The 699-nt window shown below is 33.3% G+C and carries 1 protein-coding gene; it reads left to right on the forward strand.

Annotation, left to right across the window (positions count from 1 at the left end; all coding sequences use genetic code 11):
- Window positions 1–121: 121 nt before the first annotated feature.
- Window positions 122–412, forward strand: a complete 291-nt coding sequence (locus GQR46_RS20295; RefSeq protein ID WP_007585474.1) for a hypothetical protein — start codon at window positions 122–124, stop codon at window positions 410–412.
- Window positions 413–699 lie beyond the last annotated feature (287 nt).

The raw sequence follows: 699 nt of genomic DNA on the forward strand, positions 1-699 counted from the left end.
TTAATACTTTGATTTTGTTGTTTATTTTATCTTTCGTTTGTTTTTGTTTAGTTGGCACGGCTTTCGCAACATATTAAATATCAAATCAAGACAATTTAGTTAAATTTTTAAGAGGTGCAATATGCAAACAAATACAAAAGCCAAACAACAACCTAAAAGTAATAATTGGGTACTTACACCTGAAATCATGGTTTTGTCTATTTTGCTTGTAGCTACCTTAGTAATAGGTATTACAGTTCTACGCGGTAGCGATTCTGTAGAGCCGTTAACGGACATACAGCCGATTACTTTTACACAAGCTGATGTTGAAAATGCACAGTCGATGAGTAATACGTTTGACTCGCAAAATACTAACTATGCACAACATGTAACAGCCCCTAAAAACGAAAATAACGACACTCTTTCAAACTAGAGACTTTTGCGCAGGTAACTATTTATTGTTGCCTGCGTTTTTTTATGTTTCCTATCACCGTTTTAACTTTTTCTCCCTAGCTTTAAAATTACGTGTACGCTTTTTAATTCAAGCTGTGCGTAACCAAATTAGTCTTATCAAGCCTTTCTTTATACTCATCTTCAATTACTAATCCTTACTTTTAGCCAACAATTACTAACTGGTTTCTCTGTGCTGTTTGGGCTTGAGTAAGCTCTTATTTATTAATTTAGGTGCATTGCAAATTGAATTGCAAAATGCAAATAAAA

The organism is Pseudoalteromonas sp. Z1A6, assembly GCF_011378745.1.
GTDB classification, from domain to species: Bacteria; Pseudomonadota; Gammaproteobacteria; order Enterobacterales; family Alteromonadaceae; genus Pseudoalteromonas; species Pseudoalteromonas arctica.

Excerpts from the sequence above, each read along its gene's own strand:
- GQR46_RS20295 (WP_007585474.1), top strand. The coding sequence starts at position 122 with ATGCAAACAAATACAAAAGCCAAACAACAACCTAAAAGTAATAATTGG.